The 19,731-nt window shown below is 54.2% G+C and carries 18 protein-coding genes; 5 read left to right on the top strand and 13 right to left on the bottom strand.

Going from position 1 to position 19,731, the window contains the following annotated elements; genetic code table 11:
* Positions 1–421: 421 nt before the first annotated feature.
* Entirely contained in the window at positions 422–1,303 is an 882-nt protein-coding gene (gene yddG / locus AC07UY_RS16390) for an aromatic amino acid efflux DMT transporter YddG (RefSeq protein WP_494660149.1), read from the bottom strand.
* 233 nt (positions 1,304–1,536) lie between these two features.
* On the opposite strand from yddG, the gene fdnG reads away from it, so the two are divergent.
* The 3 genes from fdnG to fdnI are packed head-to-tail and all read left to right on the top strand — an operon-like array spanning position 1,537 to position 6,128.
* Entirely contained in the window at positions 1,537–4,584 is a 3,048-nt protein-coding gene (fdnG, locus tag AC07UY_RS16385; protein WP_494701574.1) for a formate dehydrogenase-N subunit alpha, read from the top strand.
* 13 nt (positions 4,585–4,597) lie between these two features.
* Complete coding sequence (fdnH, locus tag AC07UY_RS16380) at positions 4,598–5,482, top strand: formate dehydrogenase N subunit beta (RefSeq protein WP_192612223.1); 885 nt, start codon at positions 4,598–4,600, stop codon at positions 5,480–5,482.
* A complete protein-coding gene (gene fdnI, locus AC07UY_RS16375; protein ID WP_162382270.1) occupies positions 5,475–6,128 on the top strand; it encodes a formate dehydrogenase-N subunit gamma in 654 nt (217 codons plus the stop codon). The genes fdnH and fdnI overlap by 8 nt, the downstream gene beginning before the upstream one ends.
* A gap of 64 nt (positions 6,129–6,192) precedes the next feature.
* Here the strand turns inward: fdnI and AC07UY_RS16370 are convergent, their stop codons facing one another.
* From AC07UY_RS16370 to sra, 6 genes are all read right to left on the bottom strand, one after another.
* On the bottom strand, positions 6,193–6,477 hold the full coding sequence (locus AC07UY_RS16370; protein ID WP_203361179.1) for a HigA family addiction module antitoxin: 285 nt from the start codon (positions 6,475–6,477) through the stop codon (positions 6,193–6,195).
* Positions 6,474–6,755 carry a type II toxin-antitoxin system RelE/ParE family toxin gene (locus AC07UY_RS16365; RefSeq protein ID WP_494701611.1) on the bottom strand — a complete coding sequence of 94 codons (282 nt, stop codon included), beginning with the start codon at positions 6,753–6,755 and terminating at the stop codon, positions 6,474–6,476. Before AC07UY_RS16365 ends, AC07UY_RS16370 begins: the two co-directional genes overlap by 4 nt.
* 185 nt (positions 6,756–6,940) lie before the next feature.
* The gene (gene adhP, locus AC07UY_RS16360) at positions 6,941–7,951 is read right to left on the bottom strand and encodes an alcohol dehydrogenase AdhP (protein ID WP_203361180.1); all 1,011 of its coding nucleotides are present in this window, start codon (positions 7,949–7,951) and stop codon (positions 6,941–6,943) included.
* Positions 7,952–8,189: 238 nt separating this feature from the next.
* Positions 8,190–9,908, bottom strand: coding sequence for an ABC-F family ATP-binding cassette domain-containing protein (locus AC07UY_RS16355; protein ID WP_494701573.1), 1,719 nt, complete (start codon positions 9,906–9,908; stop codon positions 8,190–8,192).
* A gap of 327 nt (positions 9,909–10,235) precedes the next feature.
* Complete coding sequence (maeA, locus tag AC07UY_RS16350) at positions 10,236–11,933, bottom strand: malate dehydrogenase (protein ID WP_494701572.1); 1,698 nt, start codon at positions 11,931–11,933, stop codon at positions 10,236–10,238.
* A 179-nt stretch (positions 11,934–12,112) separates the two neighbouring features.
* A complete protein-coding gene (gene sra / locus AC07UY_RS16345; protein WP_203357834.1) occupies positions 12,113–12,253 on the bottom strand; it encodes a stationary-phase-induced ribosome-associated protein in 141 nt (46 codons plus the stop codon).
* A gap of 227 nt (positions 12,254–12,480) precedes the next feature.
* Between sra and osmC the strand changes: the two genes are divergently transcribed.
* Complete coding sequence (gene osmC, locus AC07UY_RS16340) at positions 12,481–12,918, top strand: peroxiredoxin OsmC (RefSeq protein WP_192612216.1); 438 nt, start codon at positions 12,481–12,483, stop codon at positions 12,916–12,918.
* A 57-nt stretch (positions 12,919–12,975) separates the two neighbouring features.
* On the opposite strand, the gene AC07UY_RS16335 is transcribed toward osmC, so the two are convergent.
* The 6 genes from AC07UY_RS16335 to AC07UY_RS16310 are packed head-to-tail and all read right to left on the bottom strand — an operon-like array spanning position 12,976 to position 18,691.
* Complete coding sequence (locus AC07UY_RS16335) at positions 12,976–13,746, bottom strand: 3-hydroxybutyrate dehydrogenase (RefSeq protein WP_203361276.1); 771 nt, start codon at positions 13,744–13,746, stop codon at positions 12,976–12,978.
* 11 nt (positions 13,747–13,757) lie between these two features.
* The gene (locus AC07UY_RS16330; protein WP_490467596.1) at positions 13,758–15,152 is read right to left on the bottom strand and encodes a GntP family permease; all 1,395 of its coding nucleotides are present in this window, start codon (positions 15,150–15,152) and stop codon (positions 13,758–13,760) included.
* A gap of 43 nt (positions 15,153–15,195) precedes the next feature.
* The gene (locus AC07UY_RS16325) at positions 15,196–16,119 is read right to left on the bottom strand and encodes a 3-hydroxyacyl-CoA dehydrogenase family protein (protein ID WP_494701571.1); all 924 of its coding nucleotides are present in this window, start codon (positions 16,117–16,119) and stop codon (positions 15,196–15,198) included.
* Complete coding sequence (locus AC07UY_RS16320; RefSeq protein ID WP_494701570.1) at positions 16,109–17,314, bottom strand: acetyl-CoA C-acetyltransferase; 1,206 nt, start codon at positions 17,312–17,314, stop codon at positions 16,109–16,111. Before AC07UY_RS16320 ends, AC07UY_RS16325 begins: the two co-directional genes overlap by 11 nt.
* A gap of 10 nt (positions 17,315–17,324) precedes the next feature.
* A complete protein-coding gene (locus AC07UY_RS16315) occupies positions 17,325–17,981 on the bottom strand; it encodes a CoA transferase subunit B (RefSeq protein WP_494660155.1) in 657 nt (218 codons plus the stop codon).
* Positions 17,982–17,983: 2 nt separating this feature from the next.
* Positions 17,984–18,691, bottom strand: a complete 708-nt coding sequence (locus AC07UY_RS16310; RefSeq protein WP_494660156.1) for a CoA transferase subunit A — start codon at positions 18,689–18,691, stop codon at positions 17,984–17,986.
* A 142-nt stretch (positions 18,692–18,833) separates the two neighbouring features.
* Between AC07UY_RS16310 and AC07UY_RS16305 the strand changes: the two genes are divergently transcribed.
* The gene (locus AC07UY_RS16305; RefSeq protein ID WP_203357840.1) at positions 18,834–19,724 is read left to right on the top strand and encodes a LysR family transcriptional regulator; all 891 of its coding nucleotides are present in this window, start codon (positions 18,834–18,836) and stop codon (positions 19,722–19,724) included.
* Positions 19,725–19,731: the final 7 nt, after the last annotated feature.

The following is a 19,731-nucleotide window of genomic DNA, read 5'->3' as shown; positions in this document are numbered from 1 at the left end:
TCCAGATCTACATAATAGAGCTGAGAAATTTAGTTTAAATTAGGAACTTACTGCATAGATATATTTACGAGAGGGACTATATCTGTATTTATTGTTTGATATTCGTTAGTTGCCCTTACTAACTATATGCATGAATACAGTTTCCTTTGAGCATAAAATGCTGAGTGTTATCAAAATATAATCATATTGATAACATATTTAACACAAAAGAAAATGGTTGCATACAATTTGTTCATGTGACGCCAAAATGAGCAGCCGGTATGGTATTAACGGTATGGCAATAAAACGGTGAAAAAGCAAATAAGAATTTTCTACGTGTGGGATATCCACGTAATAACTGTCAGATAAGAATTTGTAACAGGAAATAGGCAGTCGGGTCGTTTTTCATCCAGTGGACGATATTAAGACCCGATATTTGGCGTCAGGCACGGCGTGTTGCCAGCCAGCAGAGCAGTGAACCGACACACACCATAATAGCGCCTTGCCAGAACGAAAATGAAAGGGGGGCGCTTAAAAGAACCGCAGCCAGCGCAGACGACATCACGGGGGTGAAATAAGAACCCACGGCCATGATAGTGACATTTCCGTGCAAAATTCCAACATTCCACGCCGCGTAAGCAAAACCTAACGTTAATGCCGCCGAAAATAACTTGATGGTGACGGGAAGGGTGAAATGCATTTCAGGCTGTGGCGTCAGTAAATAGTAGACCCATAAACTTGCGGCAGTGAGCAAAACAAAGACAGTGATTCCGTTAAATCCCCGGGCATATTTGTTGGTGACTGTACAATATGTCGCCCAGATAAATGCGCCCAGAAAGGCGAGAAAATAGCTTAATGGGTTGGTGGCAATGTTGCTGATTATTTCACCAGGATTGAGTCCATTTTCACCGCCTAATACCCAACAGACACCGGTCAACGCCACAATTAATCCAGGAATGACCAGCCAGGTTGTTTTTTGTCCATTAAACAATATGGCAAAAAGAATCGTCAGGCTGGGCCATAAATAGTTGACCATGCCGACCTCAATAGCCTGATGTCGCGTCACCGCATAACCCAGCGACAGCGCCAGGCATATTTCGTAAGTAACGAAAAGGAAACTGCCAGCGATTAAATAACGAACAGGAAAGTGACGAATATTAGGAAAGCCAACCGTAAAAATAAGCAACAGTCCGCTTAATGAATAGATCATTGCCGCGCCGCCCACCGGTCCAAGTCCTTCACTCACGCCACGAATCAACCCCACCATGGTGCTCCAGAGCACGATGGCAATCAGTCCAATTAGCGTTGCTTTTTTTCTCGTCATTCTGTTCGTCTGTCCTCGTTCCTATTCATTAAAGAAGCTGAAATTTATAGCACTTTTAAACTGTCGGGCGTTAATAAATCGTCCAGCCCAATACTTCTTTGTGGGTATAAATGTTCGGCAAACGGCACTATTTAGTAGCGGAACCGATTCGTTATTGATTTGACGCAAAAAAGATATGGTCATAGCTGTTAGTTTCGTCGCGAAGTTACATCCCTGTAAAAAAGAGGAAAGCAATGGACGTCAGCCGCAGACAATTTTTTAAAATCTGCGCGGGCGGTATGGCAGGAACAACAGTCGCAGCGCTTGGATTCGCCCCCAAGTCTGCACTGGCTCAGGCGCGTAATTACAAACTGCTGCGCGCCAAAGAGATCCGAAACTCCTGCACATACTGTTCCGTGGGATGCGGGCTATTAATGTATAGCCTCGGAGATGGAGCCAAAAACGCGAAGGAAGCGATTTACCATATTGAAGGGGACCCGGACCATCCGGTAAGCCGTGGGGCGTTATGCCCTAAAGGCGCGGGTCTGCTGGACTATGTTCACAGTGAAAACCGCCTGCGTTATCCACAATATCGCGCGCCGGGTTCAGACAAATGGCAGCGTATCAGTTGGGATGAAGCATTCTCCCGTATCGCAAAACTGATGAAAGCTGACCGTGACGCCAACTTTATTGAAAAGAACGAGCAGGGCGTCACCGTCAACCGCTGGCTGTCTACCGGGATGCTTTGCGCTTCTGCGGCAAGTAATGAAACCGGTATGCTGACGCAAAAATTTGTGCGCTCGCTCGGCATGCTGGCAGTCGACAACCAGGCACGCGTCTGACACGGACCAACGGTAGCAAGTCTTGCTCCAACATTTGGTCGCGGTGCGATGACCAACCACTGGGTTGATATCAAAAACGCCAATGTCGTAATGGTGATGGGCGGTAACGCCGCTGAAGCACATCCGGTGGGATTCCGCTGGGCGATGGAAGCGAAGAATAATAATGATGCGACATTGATTGTCGTCGATCCTCGCTTTACGCGTACAGCGTCGGTTGCGGATATCTATGCGCCGATCCGTTCCGGTACGGACATTACGTTCCTGTCTGGCGTTCTGCTGTACCTGATCGAAAATCAGAAAATCAACGCGGAGTACGTGAAGCATTACACCAATGCCAGCCTGCTGGTACGGGATGATTTTGCTTTCGACGACGGCCTGTTTAGCGGCTATGACGCGAAAAAACGTCAGTATGATAAGTCCTCATGGAACTATCAGTTCGATGAAAACGGCTATGCAAAACGCGATGACACGCTAAGTCACCCGCGCTGCGTGTGGAACTTGCTGAAACATCACGTTTCCCGCTATACGCCGGATGTGGTGGAAAACATCTGCGGTACGCCAAAAGCCGACTTCCTGAAAGTGTGTGAAGTGTTAGCCTCCACCAGCGCGGCCGATCGTACGACCACCTTCCTCTATGCATTGGGGTGGACGCAACACACCGTCGGGGCGCAGAACATTCGTACGATGGCGATGATCCAGTTGCTGCTCGGCAACATGGGCATGGCCGGCGGCGGCGTGAACGCCTTGCGTGGTCACTCCAACATTCAGGGCTTAACGGATTTAGGTCTTCTTTCTACCAGTCTGAGCGGTTATCTGACGCTGCCGTCAGAGAAACAGACCGATCTGCAAACCTATCTGCAGGCCAATACGCCGAAAGCAACGCTGGCCGACCAGGTGAACTACTGGGGCAACTATCCTAAGTTCTTTGTCAGCCTGATGAAATCGTTCTACGGCGACGCGGCGCAGAAAGAGAATGACTGGGGATTTGAGTGGCTGCCGAAATGGGATCAGTCCTACGACGTCATTAAATACTTCAACATGATGGATAGCGGTAAAGTGACCGGCTATATCTGTCAGGGCTTCAACCCGGTGGCGTCCTTCCCGGACAAAAACAAAGTGGTGCAGTCCCTGAGTAAGTTGAAGTACATGGTCGTTATCGATCCGCTGGTGACAGAAACGTCTACGTTCTGGCAGAACCACGGCGAGTCAAACGATGTCGACCCGGCGTCGATTCAGACCGAAGTGTTCCGCCTGCCGTCCACCTGTTTTGCGGAAGAAGATGGCTCGATTGCTAACTCCGGTCGCTGGCTGCAGTGGCACTGGAAAGGCCAGAATGCGCCAGGCGAAGCCCGCAATGACGGCGAAATTCTGGCCGGGATTTACCATCGTCTGCGCGATCTCTATCGCAATGAAGGCGGTAAAGGCGTAGAGCCGCTGCTGAAAATGAGCTGGAACTACAAGCAGCCCGACCATCCGGAATCCGAAGAGGTCGCCAAAGAAAACAACGGCTATGCGCTGGCCGATCTCTATGACGCCAACGGTGTGCTGATTGCGAAGAAAGGCCAGTTACTGAGCAGTTTCGCTCAGTTGCGCGATGACGGTACTACGGCCTCCTCCTGCTGGATTTATACCGGTAGCTGGACGGAGCAGGGCAACCAAATGGCCAACCGTGACAACGCCGATCCTTCAGGTCTGGGTAACACGTTGGGCTGGGCGTGGGCGTGGCCATTGAACCGCCGCGTACTGTATAACCGCGCTTCCGCCGATCCGCAGGGTAAACCGTGGGATCCGAAGCGGATGCTGATCCAGTGGAACGGTGCGAAATGGACGGGTAACGATATTCCGGACTTCAACACTGCCCCGCCGGGCAGCGCAACCGGGCCGTTTATCATGCAGCCGGAAGGGCTGGGGCGTCTGTTCGCCATTGATAAAATGGCGGAAGGGCCGTTCCCGGAACACTACGAGCCGGTTGAAACGCCGCTGGGAACCAACCCGCTGCATCCAAACGTGATTTCCAATCCGGCGGTGCGCTTGTATGAAGAAGATGCCTTGCGCCTGGGTAAAAAGGATAAGTTCCCGTATGTCGGTACCACCTACCGTCTGACGGAGCACTTCCACACCTGGACCAAGCATGCATTGCTGAATGCGATCGCCCAGCCAGAGCAGTTTGTGGAAATCAGCGAAACCCTGGCCACCGCGAAAGGTATCGCCAACGGCGACTATGTGAAAGTCAGCAGCCAGCGCGGATTTATTCGTGCCGTTGCGGTGGTCACACGCCGTCTGCGCACCTTGCAGGTTAACGGTCAGCAGGTCGAAACGGTGGGGATCCCGATTCACTGGGGCTTTGAAGGGGTCGCACGTAAAGGCTATATCGCCAACACTCTGACGCCGAACGTCGGTGATGCAAACTCGCAAACGCCGGAATACAAAGCGTTTTTAGTTAACATCGAGAAGGCGTAAGGGAGGCGAACATATGTCTTTGGAAACGCAGGACATCATCAAACGGTCCGCAACAAACGCCATCACGCCGCCTCCCCAGGCGCGTGATTACAAGGCTGAGGTCGCCAAACTGATCGACGTTTCCACCTGCATAGGCTGTAAAGCCTGCCAGGTGGCATGCTCGGAGTGGAACGACATTCGCGATGAGGTTGGGCATTGTGTGGGGGTGTATGACAACCCTGCCGATCTGAGCGCGAAATCCTGGACGGTGATGCGCTTTAGCGAAACCGAGCAAAACGGCAAGCTGGAGTGGTTGATCCGTAAAGACGGCTGTATGCACTGTGAAGATCCGGGCTGCCTGAAGGCGTGCCCGTCTGCCGGGGCAATCATCCAGTACGCTAACGGGATTGTCGATTTTCAGTCTGAACACTGCATTGGCTGTGGCTACTGCATTGCCGGGTGTCCGTTTAATGTACCGCGCCTCAATAAAGAGGATAACCGCGTCTACAAATGTACGCTCTGCGTCGATCGCGTCAGTGTCGGCCAGGAGCCAGCGTGCGTGAAAACGTGCCCGACGGGGGCGATTCATTTCGGCACTAAGCAAGAGATGCTGGAAATGGCCGAGCAGCGCGTGGAAAAACTCAAAGCACGCGGGTATGAACATGCCGGTGTTTATAACCCACAGGGTGTGGGTGGGACTCACGTGATGTATGTACTGCATCATGCTAACCAGCCAGAGTTGTATCACGGTTTGCCGAAGGACCCGAAAGTCGACACCTCAATCAACCTGTGGAAAGGGGCGTTGAAGCCGTTGGCGGCAGCTGGGTTTATCGCCACTTTCGCCGGACTGATTTACCACTACATTGGTATCGGCCCGAACAAAGAAGTGGACGACGAAGAGGAGGATCATCATGAGTAAGTCAAAAATGATAGTGCGCACGAAATTTATCGACCGCGCCTGTCACTGGACGGTGGTGATCTGTTTCTTCCTGGTGGCGCTGTCGGGAATTTCGTTTTTCTTCCCGACGCTGCAATGGCTGACGCAAACCTTCGGTACGCCGCAGATGGGGCGCATTCTGCACCCGTTCTTCGGCATCGCGATCTTCGTTGCGCTGATGTTTATGTTCTTTCGTTTTGTACAACACAACATCCCGGATAAGAAAGACATTCCGTGGCTGAAAAATATTGTGGAAGTGCTGAAGGGCAATGAACACAAAGTGGCGGACGTGGGTAAGTACAACGCCGGGCAGAAAATGATGTTCTGGTCGATCATGAGCATGATTTTCGTTCTGCTGGTCACCGGCGTCATCATCTGGCGTCCGTACTTTGCGCAGTTCTTCCCGATGCAGGTAGTGCGTTACAGCCTGCTGATCCATGCGGCAGCGGGCATTATTCTGATGCACGCCATCCTCATCCATATGTATATGGCATTCTGGGTGAAAGGTTCGATCAAAGGCATGGTCGAAGGGAAAGTCAGCCGTCGCTGGGCGAAGAAACACCATCCGCGCTGGTATCGCGACGTCGAGAAAGCCGAAGCCAAAAAAGAGAGTGAAGAAGGGTTATAATCTCTTTTGACTCTGTACAATAAAAATGGCGCTGAAAAAGGCGCCATTTTTTTCATCAGATGAGTTATTGCGTTGCCAGATGGCGTAGCCTTGAAATATCAACGGTTTTTTCGGCTTCTGTCAGACTCCAGGCGGTTTGCAGATTCAGCCACATTTGCGGTGAACTGCCGATCACCACGGAGAGCTTAATCGCCATTTCTGGGGTTAGCGCCGCTTTTCCGGTTAGCAACCGGCTTGCTGTAGAGGGAGCAATGTCCATTGCTCTGGCAAATTCGCGCAGACTGACGTTAAGTTCGTTCAGCGCCTCCTGGATAATCTCCCCCGGGCGGGGATGATTTGCCATTTTCATGCGTGATAGTCCTCGTAATCCAGTATGTATGCATCGCCATTGACGAACTCAAAGGTTATTCGCCAGTTCCCCGAGACCGATATCGCCCAAACGCCATCACGATCGCCGCTCAACGGGTGCAGCCTGTAGCCAGGCATGTCGATATCGTTAATATGGCAGGCGGCATCAATAACAGCGAGACGGTGACGCAATCGTTTTACCTGCGTTGCCAGAACGCCTGACGTACGCCCATGAAGAAACAAGTCACGCAATCCCTTGTGTCTGAAGCTCATGATCATCCAAATCATCCTTGTTCCTTCAGGAGGAACGCTATCATTATTGTTCCGTGTGACGCAACAACATTCGCTACGATTGTCGAAATTTTGTGGGGAACTCGTTTAAAGAGGAAGCAGGAGAGGAGGTTTGTGGAAAGCGCTTCGCAAAACAAACGGCGACGAGCAATAAAGCCGTCGCCGTTTACCGATTAACGGCGGAAATCAATCACCATACGGCCACGAATCTGGCCTTGTTCCATCTCTTTAAAGATAGCGTTGATGTCGCCGAGCGGACGCAGGGCCACTTTAGGCACCACTTTGCCTTCTGCGGCAAACTGGAACGCTTCGGTCAGATCCTGACGCGTACCCACCAGCGAACCGACCACCTGAATACCGTCCAGCACCAGGCGTGGAATATCCAGACTCATGGCTTCCGGCGGCAGGCCAACGGCAACCACACGACCGCCAGCACGGACAGCATCGACGGCAGAGTTAAACGCCGCTTTCGCAACGGCAGTCACCACCGCTGCGTGTGCGCCGCCCGTTTTCTCCTGCACGATTTTCGCCGCATCATCAGTGCGTGAATTGATGACCAGATCGGCACCCATTTCTTTGGCGAGTTTCAGCTGTTCGTCGTTCACGTCGATGGCAATCACTTTGGCGTTAAAGACGTTTTTCGCATACTGCAGCGCCAGGTTGCCCAGACCGCCAAGTCCGTAGATAGCAATCCACTGACCGGGTTTGATCTTCGAGATTTTCACGGCTTTATAGGTGGTGACGCCCGCACAGGTAATGCTGCTTGCTGCGGCGGATTCCAGACCATCCGGCACTTTCACCGCATAATCCGCTACCACGATGCACTCTTCAGCCATACCGCCATCAACGCTGTAACCTGCGTTTTTGACGCTCCGGCACAGCGTCTCGTTGCCGCTGTTACAGTATTCACAGTGACCACATCCTTCAAAGAACCATGCCACGCTTGCGCGATCGCCTGGCTTAAGGGAGGTCACGCCTGGCCCAACGGCAGTGACAACGCCAATGCCTTCATGTCCCAGAATGACGCCGGTTTTGTCGCCAAAATCGCCGTTTTTAACATGGAGATCGGTATGACACACACCACAGCACTCCATTTTCAGAAGCGCTTCACCGTGTTGCAGCGAGCGTAGCGTTTTCTCAGTGATATCAACCTGATGATCTTTAGTGACAACAGCAGCCTTCATAGTCTTCTCCTTATCATGATGGTGAACTGCATAGCGAGTAAAGCGAGTGAGTCTTATTATCCTCTACCTCGTAAGGATTAATTTTTCTGATGATATATGCAAGTGTGAAGCACGATTATTTCCCTGTTCTGGCCTGTTTTTACCGCCAACGGGCCTGTCAAAGCATAATAAATACTAATATTAATAGCTTGACGAGACAGGTAAGAAAGGGCACCTGGCCGGTGCCCTGATGTCATGCTTATTCTAGCCGCAAAATCAGCGCGTCGATTTCCTGACGCCATTGCGCCTGCAAATGTGGCTTCTGATGCTTTGGCTTACGCGCCAGGTCATTCGCTAATTGCTGTTCCAGCAGCAACAGCTTTTCCAGCAGGCTATCGCTGTCATCCGGGAGGGGATTCGCCGATGCCTGAGCCGTGATAGTCGCCGTTGGCCACGTAACAGCCGTTTCCCGAATCCGCGAGTTGATCGCCTCGAGATCGTGCCATTCGCTCAACACACCCCGTTCAATAAACCAGAAGCGGTTACAGCTTTGGCTGATCAACTGTCGGTCATGACTCACCAGCAATACGCCGCCGCTGAAGGTTTGCAGGGTTTGCGCCAGCGCCTCTTTCCCATCCATATCCAGATGGTTAGTCGGCTCGTCAAGCATCAGCAGGCTAAACCGCGCCAGCGACAATCCCACAAACAATAACCGTGAGCGCTCGCCGCCGCTTAACGTTTTGACCTGCTGCTGATGACGGTTCCAGGGAAACCCCGCGCCAATTAGCGCCATCTTGCGTACGTCTGGCTGTGGGGCAAACGGTTCAAGCGCATCAAACAACGAATCATTATCTGCGAGCTGCTGTAGCGTTTGATCGTAATAGCCCAGTGAGACGCGAGGGTGCAGAGACACATTCGCATTGTCCTGCTGAGACTGAAACTGCTGCCAGAGAAGCCGGAGCAGCGATGATTTTCCGCAGCCGTTACGCCCGACAATCGCCACCCGGTCACCGCTTTTTAGCCGCGCCCCCGGAACAGAAAACAGCACTGGGGTTTCCGCCGCCGGTGACACGGACAGGTCGTTCATCTCCAGCAGGCGATCAGCGCGGACGCTATCACCCTGTAATGTTAGTGACCACTGACTTCCTGCCGTGACGTCTGTCTGCACGGCTTTCAGACGGGAAACCTGTTTTTCCATCTGCTTCGCTTTGCGGGACAAATCTTCGTTGTCATAAACCCGTCCCCAGTTCGCCAGCCGTTTGGCGCTGGCGGTGACTCTGTCGATCTCTTTTTGCTCTGCTTTGTGGCGCAGCGCATCACTGACATCCGCGTCCGCTAATGCTTGTCTCGCCGCGCTACAGGGCAGCGCGAACGCGTGCAGGCGACGATCGCGCAGGATCCAGGTGCCGTTAGTGACCGCATCCAACAGATTAGGATCATGCGAGACCACCACGAAACTGCCTGACCAGCGTTGTAAGAACTGCTCCAGCCACAATAAGGTAGGGAGATCCAAGTGGTTGCCAGGTTCGTCCAGTAACAGCAGGTCAGGACGGTGCATCAACGCGCGGGCCAGTAACAGACGCGTATGCTGTCCGCCACTCAGCACTTGCGCTGACAGTGACAACTCCTCTGCAGTAAAACCCATTTCCGCGAGTAATGACTCCGCCTGCCATTGCTGGCTGAGGCGCTCGCGTTCCGGCAGCTGCGCCAACAGCGCTTCCCGCAGGGGTAACGAGAGAATGTCAGACGGCAAATGTTGTTCAACACGGGCGAGATGACAGTGACTGGCCAGAGCAACAGTGCCTGAGGTTGGCGTTTCGCTGCCGTCGAGAATTTTTAGCAGTGTGCTTTTGCCACAGCCGTTGTCGCCGATAAGCCCTATACGATCGCCTTTTTTCAGCGTAAAGGTGAGATCACAGAATATCGGGCCAAACGCCGTATCAACGTGTAAAGATTGTGCGGTTAATAAAGTGCTCATTGCTGCTTACTCAAGAGTTACAGGCGTGAAAACGCCTCGTCAAACATCGCTGACGATAACCCGGTAAGCCCGAGAGAAGGGGAAAGAGAAAGTCGCTTCGCTCAAGCCGAAGTTATCGCAGCACGATATCGATAACGCTTGAGCACTGACGATCGCCTAATGTATGTGAAGCGATGAAACGTTCACAGTACAGCATAAGTATCCTCCTTTTATTTTCCGAATGTTAATGGGTGGTGAAAGTGTAAGCACAAAGAGGGAATTTCGCCACTGTAAACATCGGCGGGAGAATAACCCGGCAAGCATTGCGCCGCCGGGCTATAGGGGTAGTTAGATGGACGTACGGCGGTAATCGCGATATTCCGCCTGCCAGAAGTTATCGTCGATAGCCTGTTGCAGCGCCTCGGCGGAGGTTTTCACCGCGACACCCTGTTGCTGGGCCATTTTGCCGACGGCAAACGCAATGGCGCGCGACACAGCCTGGATATCTTTCAACTCCGGTAAAACCAGTCCTTCACCGTTGAGTACCATCGGCGAATATTTCGCTAACGTTTCACTGGCCGACATCAGCATCTCGTCGGTAATACGTGACGCGCCTGCGGCGATCACGCCCAGACCGATACCCGGGAAGATATAGGCGTTATTACACTGGGCGATAGGATAGGTTTTATCTTTCCACACCACCGGGGCGAACGGACTGCCCGTCGCCACCAACGCGCTACCTTCCGTCCAGGCGATGATGTCCTGCGGTGTGGCTTCCACGCGAGAGGTCGGGTTAGACAACGGCATCACGATCGGACGCGGACAATGCTTGTGCATCTCGCGAATGATCTCTTCGGTAAACAGCCCCGTCTGACCGGAAACGCCGATCAAAATATCCGGCTTCACATTTCTCACCACATCAAGCAGGGAGAGCACGTCGTTTTGCGTATCCCACTGGTGCAGATTTTCACGTTTTTGCACCAGTTTGGTCTGGAATGGCAGCAGGTTAGGCATCTGGTCGGTTAACAGACCAAAGCGATCCACCATAAACACGCGCTGGCGAGCGGCTTCTTCGCTCAATCCTTCGCGCTGGATCTGCGCAACTATCTGCTCGGCAATCCCACAACCTGCGGAACCGGCACCGAGGAAGACGATTTTTTGCTCACTTAACTGGCTACCCGCAGCATGGCTGGCCGCAATGAGCGTGCCGACGGTGACCGCAGCAGTCCCCTGGATATCATCGTTGAAAGAGCAAATTTCATCACGATAGCGGTTGAGTAACGGCATCGCGTTTTTCTGGGCAAAATCTTCGAACTGCAACAGCACGTCCGGCCAGCGTTGCTTCACCGCCTGGATGAAGTCATCGACAAATTCATAGTACTCATCGTCGGTGATACGCGGGTTACGCCAGCCCATGTAGAGCGGATCGTTCAGCAGTTGCTGGTTATTGGTGCCGACATCCAGCACCACCGGGAGGGTGTACGCCGGACTGATCCCGCCACAGGCGGTGTACAGCGACAATTTACCGATGGGAATACCCATACCGCCAATTCCCTGGTCGCCCAGACCCAGAATACGCTCACCGTCAGTGACCACGATCACTTTGATATTGTGATTCGGGACGTTTTGCAGGATATCGTCCATGTTGTGGCGGTTCTGGTAAGAGATAAACACGCCGCGCGAACGACGATAGATCTCAGAGAAACGCTCACAGGCGGCACCGACCGTTGGGGTGTAGATGACCGGCATCATCTCATCGAGATGGTTATGCACCAGTCGGTAGAACAGGGTTTCGTTGGTATCCTGAATGTTGCGCAGGTAAATGTGTTTGTCGATTTCAGCTTTGAATCCCTGGTACTGGATCCAGGCGCGTTCGGCCTGTTCTTCAATCGTTTCGACGACTTCCGGTAGTAACCCCAGCAGGTTGAAGTTACGACGCTCTTCCGCACTGAATGCGCTGCCTTTGTTCAGGAGAGGAAATTCAAGCAGTACAGGGCCAGCGTAGGGGATGTAAAGGGAACGCGGTTTCTTGGTTTTGATGTCCATGTCACTCACTCTTTTTTGAATTACCGACCCTGGCATTGTCGTTTATCTTCATATGTTGCCTTGCCGCCAGGGAATCGGGCACAGATTATAAAGCATTGTGTATGGATAGAGGGGTTTTATAAGCAAAAACACCATTGCGGTGGCAATGGTGTTTGTCGTCATATCAACACAGGCGGGGACTAGTTGCTGTCAGCGCGGCGTTTTCTTCCGGTTGGATTGTTGACCACGCTGGTTTTGTCGCCTTCGGTCACGGTTTTACGTTGATTGGAGATTTTGTGGTCCTGTCCAAGAATATGACGGGCCTGACGGTTCGATTTCATTCTAACTCCTTAATCCTGCTAATGGTTTCAAGGATGAGCCCGCGCGATGTCGGACGAAATACAACCCCATAGAACGCCGTTCTCAGCGAAAACGGCTTACTGGATGGTCGACTATTTTATCTGAAAGGTCAATGTTTAAGCGGTAATTCAGAACGTTCTCTTATCTATCCGCTTTGCGTACAGGCGTCCTATACTTGTTATCCCGACGACAATTAAGGAGAGTAGCAATGACAATCCATAAGAAAGGTCAGGCACACTGGGAAGGCGACATCAAACGCGGAAAAGGCACCGTTTCAACCGAAAGCGGCGTGCTGAACCAGCAGCCTTACGGGTTTAACACACGCTTTGAAGGCGTTAAAGGCACCAACCCGGAAGAGCTGATTGGCGCCGCGCATGCGGCCTGTTTCTCGATGGCACTTTCGTTGATGCTGGGAGAGGCCGGGTTTACGCCAACCTCAATCGATACCACGGCAGATGTCTCACTGGATAAAGTGGATGCTGGTTTTGCGATCACCAAAATTGCGCTCAACAGCGTGGTGGTGGTGCCCGGTATTGATGCGTCGACCTTTGACGGGATTATCCAGAAAGCGAAGGCCGGGTGCCCGGTATCTCAGGTATTGAAGGCAGAAATTACCCTTGATTATCAGTTACAGTTAACACCGTAACTGACCCCGTTGCGCTTACCGGCCTGCGATCGCCCAGGCCGGTAAAGGTAACAAGATTTACTGTGCGACCCAGCCACCATCCATATTCCACGCCACGCCGCGCACCTGGGCTGCCCCTTCGGAACATAAAAAGAGCGTCAGCTCGCCAAGCTGTTCTGGGGTGACAAACTCACGGGAAGGCTGTTTTTCTGCGAGCAGCGCATCGCGGGCGCTTTCCGGCGCTGCGCCGTCGGCAATCCGTTTGTCGATTTGCTGCTGCACTAACGGCGTCAACACCCAGCCAGGACAGAGCGCGTTACAGGTGACGCCGCTTTGCGCTGTTTCCAGCGCGGTGGTTTTGGTCAGTCCCACCACCCCGTGTTTTGCCGCGACATAGGCGGATTTCTCTTTCGACGCCACCAGTCCATGCACCGAGGCAATATTAATGATCCGTCCCCAGTTACGCTCGCGCATCCCCGGCAGCGCCAGTCGCGTGGTGTGGAACACGGACGAGAGATTAATCGCAATGATGGCGTTCCATTTCTCCACCGGAAAGGTCTCGACAGGGGAAACATGCTGGATCCCGGCGTTGTTGATGAGAATATCCACGCCGCCAAACTCGCTTTGCGCGTAGCGCATCATGTCGGCGATTTGTGTTTCATCACTGAGATCGGCGCCATGATAGCCCGGCGTGGTGCCGTATTGCGCCACGCGATCTTTTGCCGCCTCAATATCGCCAAAACCATTAAGAATAATGTTAGCGCCTGCTTTTGCGAGCACCTGCGCAATCCCTAAACCAATACCGCTGGTGGAACCGGTAACCAGAGCGGTTTTACCGTGTAAATTCATCATGATTCTCCTCAGACAATGCCGGTGGCGTAAAAGACGCCGATAACAAACAGTACGGCCAGACTTTTAATCACGGTGATGGCAAAAATCCCGCCGTAAGCCTGACGATGACTCAATCCGGTGATCGCCAGCAGCGTAATCACCGCCCCGTTGTGCGGCAGCGTGTCCATACCGCCACTGGCCATTGAGGCCACGCGGTGTAGCACTTCCAGCGGAATGTTCGCCGCGTTCGCCGCCGCAATAAAGGTGTCGGACATCGCGGCCAGGGCGATACTCATCCCACCCGATGCCGAGCCGGTGATCCCGGCAAGCGTGGTGACGCTAATGGCTTCGTTGAGTAGCGGATCGGGAATCGCCGCCAGCGCTTTCGACAACACCAGAAAACCTGGCAGGGCGGCGATAACAGCACCGAAACCGTATTCTGATGCCGTATTCATTGCCGCCAGAATGGCGCCGCCAACCGCGGTTTTACTGCCTTCCGCCATGCGGCCATGAATATTGCGATAACCGAACACCACCACCAGGATGATCCCGGAAATCAGCGCCGCTTCAACGGCCCAAATAGCGGTGATTTTGCCCACTTCAGTGGTGATCGGCTTGGCAAGGCCAGGCAGTTCCAGCTGATGCGTCGCACCGTACCACTGCGGGATCCAGCGGGTAAACAACAGGTTAAACACCCCCACCAGAATCAGTGGCGAAATCGCAATGATCGGGTTCGGCAGATTAATATTATCCGGCGTTTCCGGCTCATTGAGCAGGTTGCTACCGTACCCTTCGTTTTTCGCCTGCGCTTTGCGACGCTGGCGTTCCAGATAAAAAAGCCCGACGCAGATGATAAACAGCGAGCCAATTAATCCGAGCCAGGGCGCCGCCCAGGCATTGGTGCCAAAAAAGCTGGTCGGGATAATGTTCTGGATCTGCGGCGTTCCCGGCAGGGCATCCATCGTGAAGGAAAACGCCCCCAGCGCCACCGTTGCCGGGATCAGGCGTTTAGGAATATTGCTTTGTCTGAACAGTTCTGCGGCAAACGGATACACCGCAAACGCTACCACAAAGAGTGACACCCCGCCGTAGGTCAGCAGCGCGCAGACCAGCACAATCACCGGAATGGCGTGGCGCCGGCCCAGAATGTTGATTGCCGCGGCGACAATCGAGCGGGAAAAACCAGACAGTTCGATCAACTTGCCAAACACGGCGCCCAGTAAGAAGACGGGGAAGTAGAGTTTTACAAAGCCGACCATTTTCTCCATGAATAAACCGGTAAAGGTCGGGCCAACGGCGCTCGGATCCGTCAACAGAACAGCGCCTAATGCCGCGATGGGGGCAAACAGGATGACGCTGTATCCACGATAGGCTGCCAGCATTAGCAGGCCTAACGCGGCCAGGGCGATTAACACACTCATCAAGACTCCTCAGTATCATTGTTATAGTGGGGTACAGAAAGAGAAGTTACGGCTTTAAGGCAAAGCGCAGTTGATGCTCCCGACGCTGTTGGATGTACTCCTTACGGGCGTCATCCCAACGATAAAATCCCTGACCGCTGCGTAGGCCAGTCTCACCACGTGCCACTTTTTCCGTGACCAGCGACAGCATGTCGCTGCCGGTTGCCAGTTCAGGCAGCAGATGCCGACAGATATCCTGCACCGTGGCAAGACCGGTCATGTCTGCGGCCTCGAGCGGTCCCACCATGGCGTAACGGCGACCTAACGACGCGCGCATCACCTGATCAACCACTTCTGCGCTGGCGATCCCACTCTTCACGATATGCAGTGCTTCACGCAGCAGGGCGAATTGCAGACGATTACCGACAAACCCAGGCGCAGCGCGATCGAGCACCACCGCTTCCAGCTGCATGTCGAGCAGGAGATGTTGCAGCCAGCCCGTCAGCTCAGGCCGGGTGGCGGTGCCGGGCACAATTTCGACCAGCGGGATAAAGTGGGGAGGATGCCAGAAATGGGCAATCAGCAAGCGCTCAGGGTGCTTCAGGGGCGCGGCCAGCGCGTCCGGCGGCAAACCGCTGGTATTGCTGGCGATCACCGTGTCGGGACCGATGCACGCTTCCAGCTGTGCATACAGCGCATGTTTAAGCTCGAGCCGCTCAGGAATGGCCTCTACCAGAACCTGCGAGGAGGCAACATCCTGCAGCGTAGTGGTGCCTTTCAGTCGGCGAATCACCGCCGTTTTATGCTCGGGCGAAAACTGCCCGGTGGCGATCAGCTCATCAAGAATTGATCCTGCAACGGCGCTAATTTCGGCAATTCTGGTGCTATCGGTATCAAACAGCCAGACTTCATGCCCATAACGGGCAAAGTGGGTGGCAATCCCGACGCCCATCAATCCCGCCCCGAGGACGGCGAAGTGGTTACTTTGCATGATGGGCCCCCGTTGCGCGTTCCACCGCCAGCGCCACGCCCTGGCCGCCGCCGACGCACAGCGTCGCCAGCCCTTTAGCAACATCACGGCGCGCCATTTCGTGCAGCAACGTCACCAGAATACGGCAGCCGGATGCGCCGATAGGATGGCCCAGCGCAATCGCGCCGCCGTTGACGTTGACCTTGTCACTGTCCCATTGCAGCGAATCGCCGACCGCCAGTGCCTGGGCGGCAAAGGCTTCATTGGCTTCAATAAGGTCAACGTCATTAAGCGCCCAGCCCGCACGGGACAAGCACTCAATACTGGCATTCACCGGACCGATCCCCATGATTGACGGGTCAACGCCGGAAACCGCATAACCGGAGATGCGTGCGAGAACCGGCAGATTCAGCGCTTGTGCTTTACGTGCGCTCATCACCATCACCGCCGCCGCGCCGTCGTTGAGAGAAGAGGCATTTCCCGCCGTGACGGTGCCGGTTCCCGGGCGAAACGCCGGTTTGAGCTGTGCCAGTTTTTCGGCGGCGGTGTCCGGTCTTGGTTGTTCATCGGCAGTGACCAGACGCGGCGGTTTTTTGCCCTGCGGAACGCTCACCGGGGTGATTTCCGCGACAAAGCGCCCGGATTCCATCGCGGCGGCCGCCTGTTTCTGCGAGCGCAGGGCGAAGGCGTCCTGGCGCTCCCGGCTAATGGCGAACCTTTCCGCCAGATTTTCGGCGGTAATGCCCATATGGTAATCGTTGAAGGCGTCCCATAAGCCATCATGCACCACGCTGTCTTTCAGACTGGTGTGACCCAGGCGTAATCCGGCGCGGGCGCCGTCGAGAAAATAGGGGGCATTGCTCATGCTTTCCTGTCCCCCGGCAATGACGATTTCCGCATCGCCGCAACGAATCGCTTGCGCCGCCTGCTGTACCGCTTTTAGCCCGGAGCCGCAGACCAGATTGACGGTCACGGCGGGGGTTGTGACGGGTAAACCGGCGTTTAACGCACTCTGTCTGGCGGGGTTTTGTCCGCTGCCGGTGGTGAGTACCTGACCAAAAATCACTTCATCAATCAGTTCAGGCGAGACGGCAGTTTTCTCCAGCAAGGCCTTAATGACCGCCGCGCCGAGTTCAACAGCGGAAAGGGGCGCCAGTGCGCCATGAAAACTGCCAATCGGTGTCCGCGTTGCCGCGACAATAACGACGTCCTGCATGATGTTCTCCTCAGGCAAAGTGCATTTCAGGAACCCGATCCGCAACGATCAGCTTGCCTGCGGTTTTCTCAATGATTTCTTCCACGCTGACGCCAGGGGCCCGTTCACGCAGAATGAACGCGCCATCGGCGATGTCGAGCAACGCCAGGTCAGTCAGAACACGTTTGATACATCCCACGCCGGTCAGCGGCAGGGTGCAGGCGGGCAGTAATTTGGATTCGCCGTTTTTGGAGGCGTGGGTCATGACGACGATGATATTCTCGGCGCCGGCAACCAAATCCATTGCGCCGCCCATTCCTTTCACCATCTTGCCGGGGATCATCCACGAGGCGATGCTGCCGTTGACGTCGACCTCAAACGCGCCGAGCACCGTCAGATCGACGTGACCGCCACGGATCATGGCGAACGACTGCGCCGAGTCGAAAATCGCCGCCCCTTTGCGGGCCGTCACGGTCTGCTTCCCGGCATTGATCATGTCGGCGTCGAGTTCCATTTCGGTCGGAAATGCCCCCATACCCAGCAAACCGTTTTCTGACTGCAACATCACGTCCATACCGTCGGGAATGTAGTTCGCGACCAGCGTAGGGATGCCAATCCCCAGATTAACGTAGTAACCGTCGCGCAGTTCGCGGGCGACACGCATCGCCATTTGTTCACGCGTTAACATGGTCAGACTCCTTGGGCTCGCAGGGTGCGTTGTTCGATACGTTTCTCGAAATGCCCCTGGATAATGCGGTTGACGAAAATACCGGGGGTATGGATGGCGGCGGGATCAAGCTCACCGGGAGGGACAATCTCTTCAACTTCCACCACCGTGATTCGCCCGGCGGCCGCCATTAAGGGATTGAAGTTTTGCGCGGTATGGCGGTAAATCACGTTCCCGTACCAGTCGGCCTTCCAGCCTTTAACCAACGCGAAATCACCGGTGATCGCCCGTTCCATGATGTAAGGACGACCGTCAAATTCACGCACCTCTTTACCTTCAGCGACGGGCGTACCGTAGCCGGTGGCGGTAAAGAAGGCGGGAATGCCCGCACCGCCAGCACGCAATTGCTCTGCCAGCGTGCCTTGCGGTGTCAGCACGGCATCCAGCTCGCCGCTCAATACCTGTTTTTCGAACAGCGCATTTTCACCAACATACGAGGCAACGACTTTGCGTACCTGGCGGTTGTCCAGCAGGACGCCAAGCCCAAAACCGTCCACGCCGCAGTTATTCGACACCACCGTTAACCCCTGAACACCCCGGCGGCGAACCTCCTCGATCAGGTTCTCCGGAATGCCGCATAAACCAAACCCGCCCGCCAGCAGCGTCATGTTGTCGGTCAGTCCTTCCAGTGCCTCTTTATAGGTGGCAACCCGTTTATCCAGTCCAGCCATACACTTGCCCCTCCTGTTAACCTTGCCGACATCATTAGGGGCGAAAAATAATTTGTTAATTTTAAATTTGTGACTCACTCATTTGGTTTTTTTATCAATTTAATGTTAATTAAACGTATTCAATAGGTTAAAGAGAAGAAAAATGAGAATGAGCATCAAACAGTTACGCGCGTTTTTAGCGGTAGCTCACACTCTTAATTTTGCTCATGCCAGTGACCGGCTGAATATGTCGCAGCCCGCACTGAGTCTGGCCATTAAAGGGCTGGAAGAGGCGCTTGGCGGGGCGCTCCTGTTGCGAACGACCCGCAAAGTCACGCTAACGCAGGAAGGGGAAACGTTTCTGACGATGGCGCGACAGCTGCTCGCCGACTGGGAAAACACCGAGGAGGCGATGCGTCAGCGGTTTACCCTACAGCGTGGGAAAGTCTCCGTTGCCGCCATGCCGTCATTTGCTGCGAATGTTTTACCGCCGGTACTGAAAACCTTTCGCGATCGCTATTCCGGGATCAATGTCACCGTCCACGATGTGATCAATGAACAGGTGATTGAGATGGTCAGTGAGGGGCGGGTGGAGATGGGCATTGCGTTTGAACCGGAGTTTTCCGGGCACCTCCATTTTACGCCGCTGGGGATGGATCGCTTTATCGCCATTGTTCCGCCCGACAGTAAACTGGCCACCCGTGAACGCATTTGCTGGCGAGAGCTGCTGAGTCTCGATTTCATTGCGTTGCAGCGTCCTTCTGCAGTTCGCCTGATGTTAGAAGAGAAGCTGGCGCAAAGCGGTCGACCGCTGGAAGTGGCGCTCGAAAGCCACCAACTGGTGACTATCGGGCGGCTGGTGGCGAACGGGTTAGGTGGCAGCGCGGTACCGGCGTTATGCCGCACCCAAATGACTGAACTGGGTGCGACCTGTCTGGATCTCGACGGCCCGGTGATCGAGCGTCGGGTGGGGGTGCTGTGCGCGGCGCATCAAAAACTGTCAACGGCGGCCCAGGCGCTGATGGAAACCCTGAAAAAGGCCTACAACGCCTGACGCAGAG

Source organism: Citrobacter sp. GW821-FHT02E08 (assembly GCF_059421685.1).
This window is presented reverse-complemented; position numbering and strand designations above follow the sequence as displayed.

Coding starts and splice junctions, on each gene's coding strand:
- yddG (WP_494660149.1), bottom strand. CDS start 1,303: ATGACGAGAAAAAAAGCAACGCTAATTGGACTGATTGCCATCGTGCTC.
- AC07UY_RS16325 (WP_494701571.1), bottom strand. CDS start 16,119: ATGCAAAGTAACCACTTCGCCGTCCTCGGGGCGGGATTGATGGGCGTC.
- AC07UY_RS16310 (WP_494660156.1), bottom strand. CDS start 18,691: ATGGCTGGACTGGATAAACGGGTTGCCACCTATAAAGAGGCACTGGAA.
- AC07UY_RS16315 (WP_494660155.1), bottom strand. CDS start 17,981: ATGTTAACGCGTGAACAAATGGCGATGCGTGTCGCCCGCGAACTGCGC.
- AC07UY_RS16355 (WP_494701573.1), bottom strand. CDS start 9,908: ATGAGCACTTTATTAACCGCACAATCTTTACACGTTGATACGGCGTTT.
- maeA (WP_494701572.1), bottom strand. CDS start 11,933: ATGGACATCAAAACCAAGAAACCGCGTTCCCTTTACATCCCCTACGCT.
- AC07UY_RS16305 (WP_203357840.1), top strand. CDS start 18,834: ATGAGAATGAGCATCAAACAGTTACGCGCGTTTTTAGCGGTAGCTCAC.
- AC07UY_RS16370 (WP_203361179.1), bottom strand. CDS start 6,477: ATGAAAATGGCAAATCATCCCCGCCCGGGGGAGATTATCCAGGAGGCG.
- AC07UY_RS16320 (WP_494701570.1), bottom strand. CDS start 17,314: ATGCAGGACGTCGTTATTGTCGCGGCAACGCGGACACCGATTGGCAGT.
- AC07UY_RS16365 (WP_494701611.1), bottom strand. CDS start 6,755: ATGATCATGAGCTTCAGACACAAGGGATTGCGTGACTTGTTTCTTCAT.
- fdnI (WP_162382270.1), top strand. CDS start 5,475: ATGAGTAAGTCAAAAATGATAGTGCGCACGAAATTTATCGACCGCGCC.
- sra (WP_203357834.1), bottom strand. CDS start 12,253: ATGAAATCGAACCGTCAGGCCCGTCATATTCTTGGACAGGACCACAAA.
- AC07UY_RS16335 (WP_203361276.1), bottom strand. CDS start 13,746: ATGAATTTACACGGTAAAACCGCTCTGGTTACCGGTTCCACCAGCGGT.
- adhP (WP_203361180.1), bottom strand. CDS start 7,951: ATGAAGGCTGCTGTTGTCACTAAAGATCATCAGGTTGATATCACTGAG.
- osmC (WP_192612216.1), top strand. CDS start 12,481: ATGACAATCCATAAGAAAGGTCAGGCACACTGGGAAGGCGACATCAAA.
- fdnH (WP_192612223.1), top strand. CDS start 4,598: ATGTCTTTGGAAACGCAGGACATCATCAAACGGTCCGCAACAAACGCC.